The sequence below is a fragment of the Nostoc sp. C110 genome (genome assembly GCF_043099725.1).
Classification (GTDB): domain Bacteria; phylum Cyanobacteriota; class Cyanobacteriia; order Cyanobacteriales; family Nostocaceae; genus Nostoc; species Nostoc muscorum_A.
Window position 1 is genome coordinate 4027222 of the sequence record NZ_CP171148.1, and the last position, 19090, is coordinate 4046311.

The window sequence follows — 19090 nt, forward strand, 5'->3', positions numbered from 1 at the left end:
GTGTCATGCTGTCAGATATTATTCACAAAGGAAACAAAATAGTTGTATCAGGATAAATTTGCGAGTCATTCTCGCTTTTTTTGCCTTTTTATCAGAATGGCAAGACTATTTAGTACAGCGATCGCTACATTAGAAGATATATATAAATAAAAATCATTGTTGATTTTTATTCGTTCGCAGTTCACACAAAACCATGAGTGCAAGTACCATTATTTCCGAAAATCCCTTACTCCAAGGCGTTGGCTTACCTCCCTTTGCAGAGATTAAACCAGAACGAGTAGTACCAGCCTTCAATCAGCTGTTGGCAGAACTTGAGCAGCAACTTGCCACCTTAGAAGCTAGTGTACAGCCTACTTGGAGTAGTTTAGTAGAACCTTTAGAAAAGCTGACAGAACGGCTTACCTGGAGTTGGGGGGTGGTGAATCATTTAATGGGTGTTAAAAATAGCCCGGAACTGCGCGAAGCTCATGAAATCGTACAGCCACTAGTCGTACAATTTATCAACAAGCTCGGTCAAAGTCAACCTATTTACAATGCTTTTAAAGCACTCCGTACCAGTGATAATTGGGCAACTTTAGAATTAGCCCAACAGCGCATTGTCGAAGCCGCCATTCGAGATGCAGAACTTTCTGGTGTTGGCTTACAAGGAGAGGTCAGAGAGCGTTTCAACGCCATACAGATGGAGTTAGCAGAACTTTCTACCAAATTTTCTAACCATGTACTTGATGCCACGAAAGCCTTCAGCTTAACCCTAACAACACAAGCGGAAATTGAAGGTTTACCACCAAGCTTAGTGAGTCTAGCAGCCCAAGTTGCTCGTGCAGCGGGCGAAAGTAACGCCACACCAGAAAATGGCCCTTGGCGGATTACTTTAGACTTCCCCAGCTATGGCCCTTTCATGCAGCACAGCACCCGGCGAGATTTGCGTGAAAAGCTTTACAAAGCTCATATCACCCGTGCTTCTGCTGGCGATTTGGATAACAACCCCTTAATTGAGCGCATTTTGAAGTTGCGCCAAGAACTCGCAGATATATTAGGCTTTAAAAGTTTTGCCCAATTGAGTCTGGCTAGTAAAATGGCTCCTAATGTTGAGGCAGTCAACGCCCTATTAGAAGAACTACGCCACGCTAGTTATGATGCTGCTGTCAAAGACTTGGTAGAACTCAAAGCTTTTGCCGCAGCACAGGGAGCAGTAGAAGCTGAGGATTTAAAACACTGGGATATCAGCTTTTGGGCAGAACGCCAACGAGAAGCAAAATTTGCCTTTACTGCTGAAGAATTGCGTCCCTACTTTCCACTTCCCCAAGTTTTAGACGGCTTATTTGGACTAGTCAAGCGGCTATTTGGTGTTACTGTCACTTCTGCCGATGGTCAAGCCCCAGTCTGGCATGAGGATGTGCGTTATTTCCAAATTGCTGACGAAACTGGTTCTCCCATAGCCTACTTCTACTTAGATCCTTACAGCCGTCCAGCCGAAAAACGCGGTGGTGCTTGGATGGATGTGTGCATCAATCGGGCCAAAATCACTGAAAATGGTGTCGCTACCATCCGCTTACCTGTAGCTTATTTGGTGTGTAATCAAAGTCCTCCCGTAGATGGTAAACCTAGTTTGATGACCTTCTATGAAGTAGAAACTTTGTTCCACGAGTTTGGTCATGGATTGCACCATCTGCTTACTAAGGTTGATTATCCCGGAGCCGCAGGCATCAATAATGTGGAGTGGGATGCAGTGGAACTACCTAGTCAGTTTATGGAAAACTGGTGCTATGAGCGACCCACTTTGTTTGGTATGGCGAAGCATTATGAAACTGGTGAAGCCCTACCGGAGCATTATTATCAAAAGCTGCTAGCGGCGCGTAATTATATGAGTGGTACTGCTATGTTGCGGCAGATTCACCTAAGCAGCCTTGATTTAGAACTACACTACCGCTATCACCCTGGTAGTAGTGAAACTCCATCAGATGTACGTCATCGCATAGCCAAGACTACTACTGTTTTACAGCCACTTCCAGAAGATGCAATTTTATGTGCTTTTGGACATATTTTTGAGGGTGGTTATGCGGCGGGTTACTACAGTTATAAGTGGGCAGAGGTACTGAGTGCTGATGCTTTTGCCGCTTTTGAAGAAGCTGGTCTAGAAGATGAAGAGGCTATAAAAGCTACAGGTCGGCGTTATCGGGATACGGTACTCGCACTTGGTGGTGGTCAGCATCCAATGGAGGTGTTTAAAACTTTCCGGGGTCGTGAACCAAGTACGATCGCTTTACTCAGACACAATGGTTTAGTCAGTGCTGCTGTAAACTAAACAATACCACTGTAGGGACGTTGCAATGCAACCTCCCTACTCACGTCAAATCTTTGTTATCTAGCATTTAGCGATCGCAAAGCTCGTTATTCTGATACCAGTGGATTTTACCCCAAGTCATGCCCTGTCGGAGTGACAGGGAATGACTTAAACTTTAGACATGAGAAACCTTGATATTTCTGCATGTGCCAACACAGCAGATGGTTCGCGCTGGAGAGCATTGTAATACTTTCTCTCGAAGGTATTACCTGTCTCTAAAGGTATAATCAGCGTGCGGACATCAGTAATCAACTTTTCAAAATCTTCCAAAGATATCGGTTCATCAGCTTCGAGCATTTCATCAACTTGCACAACTACCTCAGAGATGCGATGTAGCCAAGCAAATTGTTCATGAGCGATAACTAACTGAAGTAATTCTCCGCTTGATACTCGTCCACTAACCTGTTCATAGGCAATGCGTTCTGTTTCCAACAACATCTTATGAAGATGGAGTAATTTATTTCGTAAATCACGCAGATATTGATGTTGACGTATTCTTTGTGAAAGTGTGTTAGAAGTCAATGTTAATCATCCTCTCGTTACAATAGTCTTCAATGGCTTAAATAATTGCTGCATCAGTATTGAGCGCCAATAGACTGTAGCGAAGAACTGGCTTGTTGAGTGATACCGTAGCGATGCATAGACGCTTGCCGCTCCAACTTTCTCTCCAAGACACTCTACCTAGATCGACAGTCAAGATATATCGCCACATCCCTCATTGTCTTGTGCAAACAGTACTATTAGCCATCTGCACTCAGTTAATCTATTCGGTTTCCTTGTTAAGACGTATAAAAATCAACATATCTTTTTATAACCGTTACATCTTATATCAGATTAATCATATATTAGCATAAACTTATAAGAAGTAGATAGTTATAGAACCTAGTGAGAAAATGTCAATTATGGGAAAACAGTCCTAATGTCCCTAGCATACGTAATTCTAGGTCTTCTTCAGCAGCAAGAAATGACGGGCTACGACCTTAAAACAAGCTGCTTTGATCAATGTATTGCCCATTTGTGGCCAGCAGACCAGGCACAAATTTACAGAACTCTCGATAAGCTAGTTGAGCAAGGCTGGATTACCTGTACGATTGAGATTCAGCACGATCGCCCCAATCGCAAAGTCTACACTGTGACGGAGCTAGGGAAAGCCGAATTTGCCCAATGGCTTGGGACTCATCAGCCGTTACCAACTTTACGAGAACCAATGCTAGTCCAGTTGTATTTTGCAGATCAGTTATCGAATGAAGCAATCATTCACCTACTGGAACAACAATTGGCGGCTCGAAGCAAAAAGCTTGCTGAATGCGAAATCATTGATTTGCCATCACTTGGTGATGATTCTGCCAACCGTGAGCAGGTAATGCAAAGGCTGGTGCTGGAGTTGTTAATCAGAAGAGAACAGACTTATATTAATTGGTTGAAGACAGCGATTAATGTTATCGCTCACCAAAAGCCATATCCATCACAGTACCAAATTTTATAAATGCCAACAATAGCAGTAAATCCTTATCTCGATCGCAATTTTGCTCCAATCCATGAAGAAATCACCACCGACAAATTGCCAGTCATCGGTGAATTACCCCTTGATTTATCGGGGATGTTTGTACGGAATGGCCCTAACCCTCAATGGACACCCATTGGTCAATATCACTGGTTTGACGGAGATGGGATGCTACATGGTGTGCAAATTAGCAACGGCGTAGCCACTTATCGTAACCGCTACGTCCAGACAGCCGGATGGAAAAAAGAACGAGAAGCGGGTAAGGCTTTGTGGAGTGGGCTTTTAGAACCACCGCGAATGGATAATCCCCACGGCCCCCGCAAAAATACTGCCAATACTGCCTTAGTATGGCACGCGGGTCAGATGTTGGCGCTGAACGAAAGTGGTAAACCTCACGCCATCAAGCTTCCTGAACTAGAAACCATTGGCGAGTATAGCTACAATGGGAAACTAATCTCTGCCTTCACAGCTCATCCCAAGGTAGACCCGGTGACGGGCGAGATGATCTTCTTTGGCTACTCTGTATTTACGCCACCATACCTGCAATATAGTGTTGTCTCAGCACAAGGCGAACTTTTGCGGACAGTGCCAATTGACCTGTCCATAGGAGTGATGATGCACGATTTCGCCATCACTGAAAACTACACCATTTTCATGGATTTGCCTCTGACTTTTAGCGCCGAGCGATCGCAACGAGGAGAACCTGTGATGATGTTCGAGCGCGATCGCCCCAGTCGTTTTGGCATCTTACCACGTCATGGTGATAACAGTAATATCCGATGGTTTGAGAGCCCCTCTTGCTACGTCTTCCATACCCTCAATGCTTACGAAGATGGAGATGAAGTAGTGCTTATAGCCTGTCGTATGAGTTCTACTACCGTGTTGATTTCTGATGATTCGCAATCCGATCCAGAAGGAAATATCCCGCGTTTGTATCGCTGGCGATTTAACCTCAGTACGGGGAGAGTGCGTGAAGAATTGTTGGACGATGTAACTTCAGAATTTCCCCGCATCAACGAAAATCTATTGGGGCGGCAAACCCGATATGGCTACACTAACAAAATTGCAAATAGTCCCGTACCATTATTTGAAGGTATAATTAAGTACGATTTCAGCAGTGGAAATTCACAAACCCACAAATTCGGACAGGGACGCTATGGTAGTGAAGCTGTATTTGCGCCGCGTCCTGGTGCAATTGCTGAGGATGATGGCTGGCTTGTGACTTTTGTTCATGATGAGAATTCAAATACTTCAGAATTAGTGGTGGTGAATGCCCAAGATGTGACGGCTGAACCTGTAGCGCGGGTGATAATTCCTCAACGAGTGCCTTATGGATTTCATGGTGCTTGGGTTGCAGGGGAATAGCCGTGTGGGAGGTGTGGGAAGTGTGGGAGGATGGGGAAGAAGTCTTACCCCCCACACTCCCCAAACTCCCCAAACTCCCCACACTCCTCTTCTCCCTTTGCCTACACTATGCATGAGAAATCCGGGATTAGTGGAACTCACGTTTACGTTTTTTCCCTATAACCTCCAGCGTAGTTAATTACGCAGATTGTTCTATATGATTTGTGAGTTCCATAAGCAACGCCAGACACTTTAAAAGCGCCGTTAAATATATTTTTTCTATGGCCGCGATCACGCACGCCATCATCAATAATTAATTGCATGACGATATCTTGGGCGGTATTTGGGCCATAACTGATATTTTCGCCTGCGGTTGTTTCCCATCTACCATAGCGGTTGATGCGATTAAAGGGATTGCTACCATCGCTACCATCATGACCTGTAGCACCTTTTGGGCCTTGGTCTTTAACATGGTCTTTTGCTCCTAAAGACATACCTTTAGAGGCACTCAACGCTCCTACAGGACGTGCAGATTTCAAAAATGCGATCGCTTCATCGACTGCTTTGACTCCTTCTTGAGTTCGCAAATAGGTATTATTAGAAATTTTGACTCGGTTCCCTTCAAAGCGCTTCTTATAGTTTTCCAGAATCGGGAGATATGATTTGGGATTTGTTCGTACCTTATTTGTTTCAATAATTACCTGTTGTTCCAACGGTGAAAGATAACTCGCACTTGCTAATAGCGTTGGACTGGTTGGTTGAACTACGGCTGGATTCGAGTTTGCCACAGATGGGCTAGATTGCAATAGTTGATTTGAGCAACCCAATATCAGGGTAACTGGCAAAAGTACCCAAAGTTTAATGCGATGCATTCATTACCTCACAATTTTTTTATGGATTAATTTAGTGAATTAGGAGAAATAATAATTTTCAACACACAGAGAAGTTTCTAGACGCTTCTTTATTCGAAATTTTAGAAACGGCTTGTTGTCAGACATCAGAATTTCTATCAGTTGCCTAATAAGAACGAAAATGAGTTTATTAAGAGTTATAGATAACCCTGTGATCTTCTTTGTTCCTTGAGTGTTAAAAAAGGATTACTTAATACCTGTTGTAACCTAGTTAACACTCAAACGTAAACTACAAAAAAATATTTTTACTTTATTACGGCTGCTTTGAAGTAAATTAATTCATAATATTGGCTAGTAGAAAATATAATGCAAATCAAAAATTTGCATATTTGCGTTTAACAGTAAAACGCAGAGTTGATATTGTGTCCGCTCTAACAAGTGTTATTGCGATCGCTTTTCTCAGTGTAGGGAAACAAGCCCGAAACAACCTTGCGATGGCGCAAGCGCCCGCCGTAGGCGATCGCTAATTTTAGTCGCAATTAACTAGTGACGTGTGATTTACCAGATATAGTATTACACTTTGAGAAACCAACGTTGCCGATACATCAGAACACCAACACCCCACCACAACAACACGATGACTAGGGCAAACAACAGGGAACCATTCAGAACTCCCGCCCAAGATGCGAAAAAATTCTGGTAAATCCAATTGTAGGTGCTGGGAGCGTCTTTACCTGTGCCGATGGTGGTTTTTACTAAGATTTTAATCAACAAAACGGATGGAACGAAAAGTGCGATCGCATTTAAGCCCATAATTTCAAAAGGTTTACTCCAGCGACGATTCAGCCGGACTTCGATGAGTTCATAACAAGCTGCTAGCAAAATTAACGCCCAACCGCTAGTAAAGACTACATAAGAACTTGTCCACAGCTTTTTATTAATGGGAAATGTCCAGCCCCACGCCCAACCAATAATTAAACAACCAACTCCAAATAATCCTAACCCGATGCTTGTGCGTGATTGTACAGGTTGGCTGCGTATCCATTGACCGGTGAAGTAGCCAGCTAGAACGCTTACTATCGCGGGAATAGTACTGAACAGTCCCTCTGGATCTCCCATAAATTTGAAACCATCACCTTTATATAGATGTGCTTTGGGAATAATCATCCTGTCAATATAAGCGCCCAAATTACCTTCTCGTGTTAGAACTCCCGCGCCATAATCTGGCACTGGTAGATACATCATCGTTAGCCAGTAGCCAATGAGTATCACTGCTGCAAGTATCCATTGACCTTTGCGCGGAAGGTTGAGAACTATCAAGGAAGCCAGGAGATAGGTAATGCTGATGCGCTGCAATACTCCCATAATGCGGATGCTACTCAAATCAAAAGTCCAAACACCTTGATTCCAAAAGCCATTTAGTAGCAATCCCAAGGCAAACAGAATAGCGGCGCGGCGGAAGATGCGCCAGTAAATAGCTGAGGTTGGTTTGTTATCTTCGGTGAACTTTGACAGCGAGAAAGTCATCGCTACACCAACAATGAAGAGAAAGAAAGGGAATACCAAATCAGTTGGCGTGCAACCGTGCCAATCGGCGTGGGCTAAGGGAGGATATACATCATCTGCGACTCCCGCCATATTGACGAGAATCATAGCAGCGATCGTAATGCCGCGAAAAACATCCAGTGAAGTCAGGCGCATAAAGGGAATTTTTTCTTTGATGAGTATCTAAGCTACCCCGCCTGATGCAGCTAATCAAGCAAAATTTATATACTCGGATACAAGGTAAAATTTTGTTAAGTAATTACCACCACTTGCTATGCCAGTCAAAGTTGGAGATACCGCTCCTAATTTCACTCTACCTGCTCAAAACGGCTCAACAGTTAGCCTCCAAGATTTTCGCGGCACAAAAGCTGTTGTCCTATATTTTTATCCCAAGGATGACACACCCGGATGTACGGCTGAATCCTGCGCCTTTCGCGATCAATATGAAGTGTTTAAAAGTGTTGGTGCTGAAGTTGTCGGCGTGAGTGCTGACTCTAGCGAATCTCACCAAAAATTTGCTGCAAAATATAATCTCCCTTTTACCCTGTTAACTGACAAAGGCGACCAAGTACGGAAGCTATATGGCGCAACAGCAGCCTTTGGCTTATTCCCTGGTCGCGTTACTTACGTCATCGACCAACAAGGAGTTGTGCAATACGTATTTGATTCAATGTTTAACTTTAAAGGTCATGTTGAAGAAGCATTGAAAACTTTGCAACAGATTGCAAAATAGGGAATTGGGAATTGGGAATTGGGCATTGGTTATTTCTCCCTCGTCTTCCCATGCCCCATTCGCCATTCCCCATTCCCTATTTAGAATGCAACTTTTCCGGCATGACAATATTATTGTGGCTTGACTTGCCATTCTTGCCGTTAGTATGACCGTTACCATTGCGGGGATGAATTACACCATAACCGCCGTGGTTGCGTTCATAAATTACATTAATCTCTCCAGTTTCAGAATTACGGAACATATAAAAGTCGTGTCCCACAAGTTGCAGTTGTTCCAGGGCTTCTGCAAGGGTCATCGGTGGCATAGAAAAGTATTTGGTGCGGACGACTTCGTTGGGCAATTCGGGAGTGCGATCGCCAATTAAATCTGGGACTACCGACTCTGCAACAACTACTTCTGTTGGTTGGGGCTGAGTTTTCTGATCTTGACGGCGTTCTTTATATTTCCGCAGTTGACGGGCAATTTTATCTGCAACTAAGTCAATGCTGGCATATAGATTTTCGCTACTTTCCTCGGCACGGATAACGCTACCATTAGCGTAAATAGTTACTTCAGCTGCTTGTCTAGTATTAATTCGAGGATTACGGGCTACGCTAAGATGCACATCCACTTCATTTGTGATGCTCTGAAAGTGACTAGCTGCTTTTTCAATCTTTTGATGTACATATTCCCGAATCGCATCGGTGATTTCAATATTTTTGCTGTGGATGACAAGCTTCATGTAAACTCTCCCACTGAATATTTGATGTGTGAATTTGCTTTGTATGAAAAGAAATTGCGGTAAGGTCTATTACTCCCGCCAAAACAAATTGTGAACTGTTTCTATCTACTGCTGGTAAGCTATCTTTAAGCTTACTGCATCTAAGTTTTTGCTCATTATACCCTTAATTTTCCTCCTCATCTCTGCGCTGATATCCAATTGGATTTCCACATAGAACTATTTGGTAAGGAAATTTGAGCGGTAGCTCTCGTAACTGTCTTCTCTATTAAAACAACGCTTACAGAACTGTTGATAGTTGCTCCTTCTGTGTCCGGTTGAGGTTTACTCTCTGTTGATCGACAACACGAGTATTTATAGAAGTTGATCTTGCTTTAATATGCAAACAAGATTATTAGAGTCATCAGCCAGTGCATCGTTCTTAATTGTCTTGGCATGATGCTTATTGCAGAGAATTCCTCCTAAAACCTATTGAGGTTGTATATTCAAACTAGCACTTTGTATTTTCTAATGCATGTTCCCTTGACTTTCCTTTAAAATCCTTTGCAAATCTTGACACTTTTGGACTGCAATCCTGTAAATCGCAATATATTTTATTCCTAATACCAGTTGATTTTTGGCATGATCCGTAGTAAAGAACCACACAACAACCTTTGTTTGCTGTATAACCAAGGATTAATGCCTTACTTAGATGCTCATGGATGGCAGCGATCGCTCCTCAATGAACGCATCCATGACCCTAGTCTAGATGACGTGTTAATTTTGCTAGAACATCCACCTGTCTACACTTTGGGACAAGGAAGCAACTCAGACTTTATCAAATTTGATATTGATCAAGGTGAATATGATGTGCATCGAGTTGAAAGAGGTGGCGAAGTTACTTATCATTGTCCCGGTCAACTAGTGGGGTATCCAATTTTAAATCTGCAACGTTATCGTAAAGACCTGCATTGGTACTTACGCCAACTCGAAGAAGTCATAATTCGCGTATTGAGAGTTTATGGGTTGCAGGGAGAAAGAATTCCGGCTTTTACTGGTGTTTGGTTACAAGGGCGAAAAATTGCGGCTATTGGGATTAAAGTCAGCCGTTGGATTACGATGCACGGCTTTGCATTAAATGTTTGTCCAGAGATGAAAGGCTTTGAGCGCATTGTACCCTGTGGTATTTCTGATAAACCTGTAGGCAGTTTAGCCGAGTGGATTCCAGGTATTACTTGCCAAGAAGTCCGTTTTTATGTGGCACAGTGCTTTGCTGAAGTATTTGGAGTGGAATTAGTCGAATCACAGCCTCAAGACTTTTTCCGGTCTGAGTAAATTCAGTCTGTATTTATGTAATAAATACTATAGCAGCCCTATGGAAATTATGAGACACTAATGAGAGTAGCCTATATCTAAGAGTATCAAAATAACTATTTAACTACGGTTGTCAAACCTAAAATCTGATTATTTACAAATTTCTATACTAAATTTTTACGGCTGTCAAGCACAACTTTGCGCGTGAATTACTCAAATAATTTCCAGGTATATACCCCATCGTTAACGTCTCTGAGAGAACGTGATTTGACAGCTTTAATAGAACTATTTGATAGAGACGATGGAGATGAAATTGAAGCCGACATCAGTGCTAGTTTGTTTTGGCTGATACCTGAGCCTTGTTGGGAAGACGATCCCTTTGATTTCTTGCGCGAGTATCTTTAATTATTGCTGTTAGCGGTAGCGGGGCATTTAGCCCGTGCTGAGTGGGAAGTAATGAGTGAGGAGTTTAAAGGAAGCCTTTAATTACGAATTACCGAAGAAAGGCAGTCCCGATGAAAAAATATATATTTCAAGACGTGCAGCGCAAGAAATACAGCGTCCTTATTAAATCCCCTAAATTTATTTATGGGGATTCCTCCTGCCTCCTGCCTCCCTAAGAATTACGAATTACTTGAAGGCGACTAAGGAAAATACGCAGGCGATCGCTTTGAGGATTGGTCAGTACTTCATAAGCTGAACCTTTTTCTGTCACAATGCCTTTGTCTAAAAATATCACTTGATGGGCTACTTCTTTTGCAAATTGCATTTCATGGGTGACAACCACCATTGTCATTCCCTCTGCTGCCAATTGTTGCATCACTTGCAAAACTTCGCCGACGAGTTCGGGATCTAGGGCGCTGGTGGGTTCGTCAAATAGCATGATTTGGGGATTCATACATAAGCTACGGGCGATCGCTACTCGTTGCTTTTGTCCGCCAGAAAGTTGTTCGGGATAAGCAGATGCTTTGTCATGTAAGCCAACTTTCTCTAAATACAATCTCGCTAGTTGGGCGCTTTCCTTGGGTGTTTTACCCAGAACTTTACGCGGTGCAAGTGTCATATTTTCCAGGACGCTGAGATGAGGAAACAGGTTGAACTGTTGAAAAACCATACCTACCTGTGTCCGTAGTTGGCGCAGTTGATTATAGTTGACAGTGGGCCGGGATAAGTTGATCCCGTTGATTATTAAACGCCCGTTGTCAATGGTTTCTAAGCGATTAAAGCAGCGTAATAGAGTACTTTTACCACAGCCGGAGGAACCGATAACTGCAACAACTTCTCCCCGGTTGATTTCGCCTGTGATTCCTTTGAGGACTTTTAGGGAACCAAAGTTTTTTTCGATATTGTCAAAAATAATTGCGGGGATGGTATTGTTCATTACTTGTGTCAAGCTGCTCTAAAGTTGATTGTAAGGTTTTAAGGAACCGCAGAGGCGCAGAGAGCGCAGAGGTAAGAGAAAATAATATGGCTAAGTTTGGTTTTGGGGGTTGGCTGCGCTGGTGTGTGGTTGTTAGTTTTGGTTGTTTGTTATTGGCTAGCTGTGCTGTGAACTCTAGTGCGGGAAAAACTTTGCGGGTTGCTACAGAACCAGCATTCCCACCTTTTGAGTTTAAAAAACAAGGTGGTGAGTTACAGGGTTTTTCGATTGATTTGATGAATGCGATCGCAGTTGCAGCTAAATTTAAAGTAGATTTTCAAAGTATGCCTTTTGATGGTATGATACCGGCTTTGGCAGCCAAAACGGTAGATGCGGCAATTAGTTCGATCACGATTACAGAGGAGAGGGCGAAGACAATTTCTTTTTCCCGTCCTTATTTTAAAGCTGGGTTAGCGATCGCAATTCGTGCAGACGATCAAAATATTACTGGCTTTGACAGTCTCAAAAATAAAAAAATTGCAGTCCAAATTGGTACAACTGGAGCTGCAAAAGCTAAAAGTATTCCTGGAGTGCAACTTCGTAGTTTTGATTCAGCACCTGTAGCCCTACAAGAATTGGCTAATGGTAATGTGGATGCGGTAATCAATGATGCGCCAGTGACTTTATATGCTATTAATACGGGCAATCTTCAGGGAATAAAAATAGTACAGCAATTGCTGACGGAGGAGTTCTATGGCATTGCTACAGCTAAAAATTCGCCAAACCTGGCATTAATAAATGATGGTTTGGAGAGAGTCTTAAAAAATGGCACTTATTCCCAAATTTACCAAAAATGGTTTAAAATCAAACCGCCATCACTACCAACTAAATCACCATTTGAAAACCAGAATAGTACTAGCTCACCTAAAATATTTACCTCAATTGCCGTAATTTTGCAGGCTTTTCCGACTTTATTGCAGGGAGCATTGGTAACTTTACAATTAACGGTAATTTCTGTAGTTTTTGGTTTAATTGGAGGTTCCCTAATTGGTATTGTCCGACTTTCTCGGATTGCACCTGTGCGTTGGCTAGCGAGAGCCTATGTAGATTTTTTTCGGGGAACACCTTTATTGGTGCAAATTTTTATGATTTACTTTGGTTTACCAGCAATTTCGCAAGAACTTGGTTTTACATTTACTTTTGATCGCCTAACTGCTGGAATAATTGCCTTAAGTTTGAATAACGCCGCCTACACTGCCGAAGTTGTGCGTGCAGGGATTCAATCGATTGAAATAGGACAAGCAGAAGCAGCACAATCATTAGGATTGAGTTCTATACAAACGATGAGTTATGTCATTTTTCCCCAAGCTTTTCGCCGAATGATTCCACCTTTGGGTAATGACTTTATCAGTTTGTTGAAGGATACTAGTTTAGTTTCTGTAATTGGGTTGGAAGAATTACTACGTAAAGGACAGTTAATTGTTGCTGATAACTATCGCGCCTTTGAGATTTATGCAGGTGTAGCGGTGGTTTATTTATGTTTAACGTTACTTTTTTCACAGGCATTTAGTCACTTAGAACTGTGGATGAATCCAGTTAAACGGCACAGGTGACTTTTTTATTCATTCGCTCGCTAGTCGTACAGAATCCTTCTAAATTCTGACTCCTGAATTCTATTTTGATAAAGTCTAGTTTAAACAATGTTTTAAAGGGATCTTTTGCTGTCATTCTGTTCTCGTAGCGTTACCGCTTAAAAACTAGAGCTTTTTCAACAGCCATCTGAAATATGTAGCTTTTGCCATATAAAGTTTGCAGCCAATACTGTAAAAGCTAATAGTTTCAACCTGGATAAAATTTATTTATACAATTTAATCTATAAGTATGTATCTATACAAATAATAAATATTGCATTGTTTGTAATTATTGTCTGGTTATTATAAAATTGTAATAAATATCGTACTAACAATAAAAATACTCAAATACAGTCATTTAGTGAGTAACAATCATATCTACTGAGTATCAACACAGCAAGTACTAATAGAGATAAACTAGATAAAAGAGAAATTAAAAGTTGCTTACAATAACATAATAAGTATTGAAAAAATAAAATTTTGATGAATATCATAACAATTTAAACACTTTTTTAGAGCCAACTTAAAGCAGAATACATAGATGCGGATAATTGGACATATCAACTACAAAAGGTACTACCCATGAGTTCCCGCGCCCTGCTGTTAATAAATCGTCATGCCCGCCAAGGGCAAAAGAGTCTGTCGGAAGCGATTGAATATCTGAAAACACTCGGCTTTGATTTAATTGAGGAGTCTACAGAAGACCCAACACATCTTGCTGAAGTTATATTTCGCTATCAGCATCAAGTTGATCTAGTAATCATTGGTGGAGGAGATGGCACTCTCAATGCAGCAGTAGATGCTTTAGTTGAGACTCAGTTGCCCTTGGGAATTTTACCTTTAGGAACTGCCAACGACCTAGCGAGGACTTTGGAAATACCGAATTCACTCAGCGAAGCTTGCCAAATTATTGCAAATGGAAATTTACGTCATATCGACTTGGGTTGGGTGAATGGCAAGCACTTCTTTAACGTTGCTAGTCTAGGATTGAGTGTAAAAATTACCCAGCGACTTACCAAAGAAGTCAAACGTCGTTGGGGAATATTTGCTTATGCCGCCACTGCATTGCAAGTCATTTTGGAAGCTAGACCTTTTACGGCGGAGATTGTAATCAATGGTGAATCAGTTGGCGTAAAAACAGTACAAATTGCTGTAGGTAACGGCCGTTATTACGGCGGTGGTATGGCAGTGGCTGACGATGCCACAATAGACGACCAAAGGCTAGACCTCTATAGCTTGGAAATTAAACACTGGTGGCAGATTATACTATTGCTCCCTGATATGCGAGAAGGGCGACATATACATTGGCAGAGTGTACGTTCTCTTCAAGGTCAAGAAATAAAAGTATATACTCGCAAACCCCGGCCTATCAATACAGATGGTGAAATTACTACTTACACACCGGCTCATTTTAGGGTTATACCTAAAGCTATAGCTGTTTTAGCACCCCCAGAAATTAGGAGTTAGGAGTTATTCTCCCTCATCTCCTCCACTTACTCTATTTCCCTCTGCTAAAAATGTGGGAAGTCGCATCAACTCACGCCAAATGCATCTGAGATTTTCTCAAGATATAAAGTCCCTGTTACAACGCCTAGCGGAACAACCGCTTACTCTAGGTGATGTTCTGGCAGAAACCTCAGAACGAGGATTCAGCCTGGTGATTACATTATTAGTTTTGCCTTTTTTATTTCCTATGCCACCGGGATTAACTGGCCCTTTTGGTGGTGCTTGTTTACTGTTATCAGCGCAAATGGTTTTAGGGAGGCGATCGCCTTGGCTGCCAAAAAGAATCGCTAACTACAAGTTTCCTCGTCCCTTTGCCGAGTTACTTTTACAAAATTTGGGACATCTTACCAAAGTTTTACACAAAATAGCCCGTCCCCGATTGGCAAAAATAGCCCATAATCCTTTGATTTGGCGAATTAATGGGTTTTGTATCTCTTTATTAACAATATTTTTAATATTACCAATTCCGTTTACAAATCCTATCCCCACTATAGGTATTTTACTTTTGACTGTTGCCACCATCGAATCTGACGGTTTATTAATTTGCATCAGCTACGGCGTTACTGTCTTAATTACCTTGCTATTTGGATTTATTGGTTATGCAGTATGGTTAGCTCCCAGTTTACTGCCATCTATATTTAAATAATAAAAGCCCATAGCGTTAAGCTAAGGGCTGTAATTTATTAGGGTGCATCTACCACTTATTAATCCGCTTTATTGGTTTTCATATCCGGGTAAATTAGGTTTTTAACAGATTTATTTTATCGACACATTAAAAACTATAAGTAACAAAAAAGCCCATAGCGTTAAGCTAAGGGCTGTAATTTATTAGGGTGCATCTACCATTTATTAATCCGCTTTATTAATTGCTATATCCGGGTAAATTAGGTTTTTTGACAGATTTATTTTATCGACAGATTAAAAACTATATTTAAATAATAAAAGCCCATAGCGTTAAGCTAAGGGCTGTAATTTATTAAGGTGCATCTACCATTTATTAATCCGCTTTATTAATTCCTATATCCGGGAAAATTAGGTTTCTCAACAGATTTATTTTTTTAAATTATAAATTTAATTAAAAAAAGCCCTCAGCTAAAAGCGGAGGACTATGATTTAATTAAGGTGCATCTACTATTTATATATCCGCCTTAATTCTTGTTGCATCAGGAAGAATTGAAAAAAATGGATAACAGTGGAATTGATTTCGTTAGCTCTAAAACTAGTATTAGTCTGAACGAGGACAACCTGCGGTTTTTGACTAGATAATCATTGACTAGCTTCACAGTAATTTTACAAATATCCTCAATTTTACCTAAATACGCAAAGTTTTTGTTAATATCTCTGATGCTATATCCGCAATAGTACGAATTTAGTTTATTAGTTGGGTATATGACTATGAAAGTTAGACGCACCCAACTTCATGAAGCGATCGCCATTTCTATTAGCCCTTGCTAGCCTTTGTATTGTAGGGGGAAGCTTTTTTATGAGAACAGCTTTTAGCAGTACTAGCGAGCCTAAAATAATAACTGATACATCACGCTACAAAGAAATTCGTAATCAGCTATGGTCTGATAATGATCGAGTAAAACATTTTCCTAATCAGATTCCTACTGATGCTAAAGATGTTCGTATTGCTTACTCTCCAGAATTTTTGCAAGGAAGTACTTTTTTTCAAATTAGGCTGAAACAGCCACCAAATAAGATAGAAAAATTACTGTCACAATACAGAAATAGTGCAAAGTACAAATATAGAGGTGGTAACACAAACGACCACATAAATCAACTTAACGGTGTGCCGACAACTTTTTTCTACACCAGTGACTCTTCTACAGAATCTTTTCCAGCTACTTATGAAATACTAGTATTAAATGCAGACGACAAAGGCAGACCTGGCTTCAAATGGAATCATGGAGATAGCTATGGTGTCGCTATTAATAGTTCGGCCTCAGAAATAATCTATTGGTCTGAAAAATGGTAGCTAGCAATCCAAAATAAATTTGAATCGCTATGAGAAAAATCATTATTTGGGACATGACCCTTATTCATTACTAAGTGATGATTTTACCCTTTTGGGTATATCACTTTAGGTAGTTAAAACTTATAGCCAGCATAGGTAAGATTTATAAGCTGCTTAAAAACTATCTAAATATCTAGAATGCCAACTGCTTTAATTACTGGTGCATCTAGTGGGATTGGTAAAGCTTTTGCTCAGGAACTAGCTGCACGCAAGACAAATCTTGTACTCGTAGCTCGTTCCAAAGAGAAACTAAGTCAATTAGCTAAACAACTAGAAGAACAACACAAAATTCAAGTAGACGTTATAATCCAAGACCTCACGGAACCTAATGCCGCTGCTACTGTATTTGATGGCACTAAAGCAAAGGGATTAACTATTGACTTATTAATCAACAATGCTGGTTTTGGTTACTATGGTGACTTTGCCGAAGGGGATGGAGAAAGACAAATTAAAATTGTACAATTAAACGTTTTAGCATTGGTAGATTTAACCCATAAATTTCTACCCTTGATGCGGCAACGACGGTCTGGAAGTATTATTAACGTATCCTCTATTACCGCATTTCAACCGATACCATACCTTTCTGTTTATGCTGCCAGTAAAGCTTTTATTCTCAGTTTTAGTGAAGCACTATGGGCAGAAAATCGTCAATATGGTGTCCGTATTTTGGTTACTTGTCCAGGGCCAATAGAAACAAATTTTTTTGCGGAAGCTAATTTTCCTCCAGCGCTGGCAAGTAGTACGGATAAAGTGTATTCTTCCGAAAAAGTTGTTTGGGAATGTTTAGATGCTTTGGAAAAAGGCTATCCAACTGTTATTAGTTCTGATACTAGCACTCAAATTAGAAGCAAATTATCTCGCCTCGTACCGCGCAAACTTCTGCTGAATATATTAGCAAAACACTTTAAAGCTTAAGAGGTTGTTTTAAAAGTGGTTACTGAGGTATTCAAGACTTGAGATCCTCCAAAATTCTCCTTAAAAAGGAGGACTTTGAGAAGGTTATTGCATCCTTTTTAAGGAGGGGTAGGGGGGATCTGAATATAAGGGTAGACTTTTCAAAAATCCTCTTAGGAGTTAAGAATTGGGGGATAAAGAAACTGGTGAATTTAAAACTCTTAACTCCTCATACCAATTCTGTATGAAGATGCATAGAATATTAAACGAACCGCCAAGTACGCCTTCTCTACGAGACACTACGTGAACGCGAAGCGTCTCGAAGAGAAGAGCGCCAAGAATAGAGAGTTACTCTTTAGTGCAGCTTCATATTAAATTGGTATTACTGATTACATATACCTTGTTAATTGGACTCGGTAACGGTCTTTTTTTGTAACTGCGATTTCCCCAACTTCTAAACGCCCTTTAGAGCGAATGGCGATTAAGTCACCTGATTTGACTTGAGAACTAGCTTGTGTAACTTCCTTCCAATTAACGCGGACATCACCAGCATCAATGAAGTCAACCATTTTGCTGCGGGACATACCAAAACCAGCAGATGCGATCGCATCTAACCGCAAAGAAGCCTCCACAGTAGTTAGTTCTTTTTTCTTTGGTTCCCGAACCCTTAATTCAGTTATCTCAATTTGCTGAGTCTTCACAGGAACCGATCGCACCTGCTTAAGACTCATTTCCAAAAATTCTACTAACTCTGGGGCAACAATCGCCTGGGCCCCTCGTTCTCCCAAGACAATAACGTCTCCTGTCTTTTCACGAACAATTCCTGTTCCCAACATTGCGCCTAAAAAGTCGCGGTGAGAGGCGGTATCAAACAAGAAGTTACCAGCAATTTCCACGGCGACAAGGCTGACTTGAGATTGATCTAGGGGAAGTTCTGAACGAGCGATCGCTATTCTTTGGCGTTCAGCTTGGGGATATCCGCCCCACGCAACTAATTCCACTTCTGTTAATCGGTTAAACACCCGTTGAATTTCCGCTAATTCTGGGGGAGATAGAAAATCTGTCAAAACCACTTCCCAAGTTTTGATAGCTTGTTCCGCTTGATCAATTACACGAGCTACACTATCTCGATTTTCAACACCCTTTAAAAGTTCTTCTCGTGGCAACATTCTTAAAATTTATGAGTTAGGAATTGAGAATTAAACTGCTATAACTGTCTTGATTCTAACTTTAATTCCCATTTCAGCAGGTTCCCATTGCTAGGAATTTGTTGCATTCCTAGTTTTTTCAAAATTCAAATCGAGGCAACACGATCGTCTAGAGAATGAGCGATAATTCTTTTAAGTTCTC

Annotated in this window: 17 protein-coding genes; 11 read left to right on the forward strand and 6 right to left on the reverse strand. The window is 41.1% G+C overall.

The window, feature by feature from the left end; genetic code table 11:
• Positions 1–193 precede the first annotated feature (193 nt).
• Positions 194–2305 carry a M3 family metallopeptidase gene (locus ACFFRD_RS22690; protein ID WP_392477575.1) on the forward strand — a complete coding sequence of 704 codons (2112 nt, stop codon included), beginning with the start codon at positions 194–196 and terminating at the stop codon, positions 2303–2305.
• Positions 2306–2452: 147 nt separating this feature from the next.
• Here the strand turns inward: ACFFRD_RS22690 and ACFFRD_RS22695 are convergent, their stop codons facing one another.
• Positions 2453–2866, reverse strand: a complete 414-nt coding sequence (locus ACFFRD_RS22695; protein WP_392477577.1) for a hypothetical protein — start codon at positions 2864–2866, stop codon at positions 2453–2455.
• A 397-nt stretch (positions 2867–3263) separates the two neighbouring features.
• Here ACFFRD_RS22695 and ACFFRD_RS22700 point away from each other — a divergent pair, with 397 nt between their 5' ends.
• The gene (locus ACFFRD_RS22700) at positions 3264–3830 is read left to right on the forward strand and encodes a PadR family transcriptional regulator (RefSeq protein WP_392477580.1); all 567 of its coding nucleotides are present in this window, start codon (positions 3264–3266) and stop codon (positions 3828–3830) included.
• Positions 3831–5213, forward strand: coding sequence for a carotenoid oxygenase family protein (locus ACFFRD_RS22705; protein ID WP_392477582.1), 1383 nt, complete (start codon positions 3831–3833; stop codon positions 5211–5213).
• Between the two features lie 143 nt (positions 5214–5356).
• Here ACFFRD_RS22705 and ACFFRD_RS22710 read toward each other — a convergent pair whose 3' ends face one another.
• Positions 5357–6064 (reverse strand): CAP domain-containing protein, encoded by a 708-nt coding sequence (locus ACFFRD_RS22710; RefSeq protein ID WP_392477584.1) that lies wholly within the window; start codon positions 6062–6064, stop codon positions 5357–5359.
• Between the two features lie 552 nt (positions 6065–6616).
• Positions 6617–7744, reverse strand: a complete 1128-nt coding sequence (locus ACFFRD_RS22715; RefSeq protein ID WP_392477586.1) for an acyltransferase family protein — start codon at positions 7742–7744, stop codon at positions 6617–6619.
• Positions 7745–7862: 118 nt separating this feature from the next.
• On the opposite strand from ACFFRD_RS22715, the gene ACFFRD_RS22720 reads away from it, so the two are divergent.
• On the forward strand, positions 7863–8321 hold the full coding sequence (locus ACFFRD_RS22720; protein ID WP_392477588.1) for a peroxiredoxin: 459 nt from the start codon (positions 7863–7865) through the stop codon (positions 8319–8321).
• A 76-nt stretch (positions 8322–8397) separates the two neighbouring features.
• On the opposite strand, the gene hpf is transcribed toward ACFFRD_RS22720, so the two are convergent.
• Complete coding sequence (hpf, locus tag ACFFRD_RS22725; RefSeq protein WP_114082493.1) at positions 8398–9042, reverse strand: ribosome hibernation-promoting factor, HPF/YfiA family; 645 nt, start codon at positions 9040–9042, stop codon at positions 8398–8400.
• Between the two features lie 618 nt (positions 9043–9660).
• Here hpf and lipB point away from each other — a divergent pair.
• Together lipB and ACFFRD_RS22735 are read left to right on the forward strand one after the other, a co-directional pair.
• Positions 9661–10353: a lipoyl(octanoyl) transferase LipB gene (gene lipB, locus ACFFRD_RS22730; protein ID WP_392477590.1), complete on the forward strand. Its 693-nt coding sequence runs from the start codon at positions 9661–9663 to the stop codon at positions 10351–10353.
• Between the two features lie 183 nt (positions 10354–10536).
• Entirely contained in the window at positions 10537–10737 is a 201-nt protein-coding gene (locus ACFFRD_RS22735) for a hypothetical protein (protein ID WP_114082491.1), read from the forward strand.
• Between the two features lie 211 nt (positions 10738–10948).
• Here the strand turns inward: ACFFRD_RS22735 and ACFFRD_RS22740 are convergent, their stop codons facing one another.
• Positions 10949–11713, reverse strand: a complete 765-nt coding sequence (locus ACFFRD_RS22740; RefSeq protein WP_114082490.1) for an amino acid ABC transporter ATP-binding protein — start codon at positions 11711–11713, stop codon at positions 10949–10951.
• Between the two features lie 86 nt (positions 11714–11799).
• Here ACFFRD_RS22740 and ACFFRD_RS22745 point away from each other — a divergent pair, with 86 nt between their 5' ends.
• The 5 genes from ACFFRD_RS22745 to ACFFRD_RS22765 all read left to right on the forward strand — a co-directional run bounded on the left by ACFFRD_RS22745 (position 11800) and on the right by ACFFRD_RS22765 (position 17761).
• Entirely contained in the window at positions 11800–13305 is a 1506-nt protein-coding gene (locus ACFFRD_RS22745) for an ABC transporter permease subunit (protein ID WP_392477593.1), read from the forward strand.
• Between the two features lie 600 nt (positions 13306–13905).
• Positions 13906–14790 (forward strand): lipid kinase, encoded by an 885-nt coding sequence (locus tag ACFFRD_RS22750; protein WP_392477595.1) that lies wholly within the window; start codon positions 13906–13908, stop codon positions 14788–14790.
• A 79-nt stretch (positions 14791–14869) separates the two neighbouring features.
• Positions 14870–15475, forward strand: coding sequence for an exopolysaccharide biosynthesis protein (locus tag ACFFRD_RS22755; RefSeq protein WP_392483144.1), 606 nt, complete (start codon positions 14870–14872; stop codon positions 15473–15475).
• A 774-nt stretch (positions 15476–16249) separates the two neighbouring features.
• The gene (locus ACFFRD_RS22760) at positions 16250–16807 is read left to right on the forward strand and encodes a hypothetical protein (RefSeq protein WP_392477597.1); all 558 of its coding nucleotides are present in this window, start codon (positions 16250–16252) and stop codon (positions 16805–16807) included.
• Positions 16808–16984: 177 nt separating this feature from the next.
• Positions 16985–17761 (forward strand): SDR family NAD(P)-dependent oxidoreductase, encoded by a 777-nt coding sequence (locus ACFFRD_RS22765; RefSeq protein ID WP_392477599.1) that lies wholly within the window; start codon positions 16985–16987, stop codon positions 17759–17761.
• Between the two features lie 368 nt (positions 17762–18129).
• Here the strand turns inward: ACFFRD_RS22765 and ACFFRD_RS22770 are convergent, their stop codons facing one another.
• Complete coding sequence (locus ACFFRD_RS22770) at positions 18130–18909, reverse strand: photosystem II S4 domain protein (protein WP_392477601.1); 780 nt, start codon at positions 18907–18909, stop codon at positions 18130–18132.
• Positions 18910–19090: the final 181 nt, after the last annotated feature.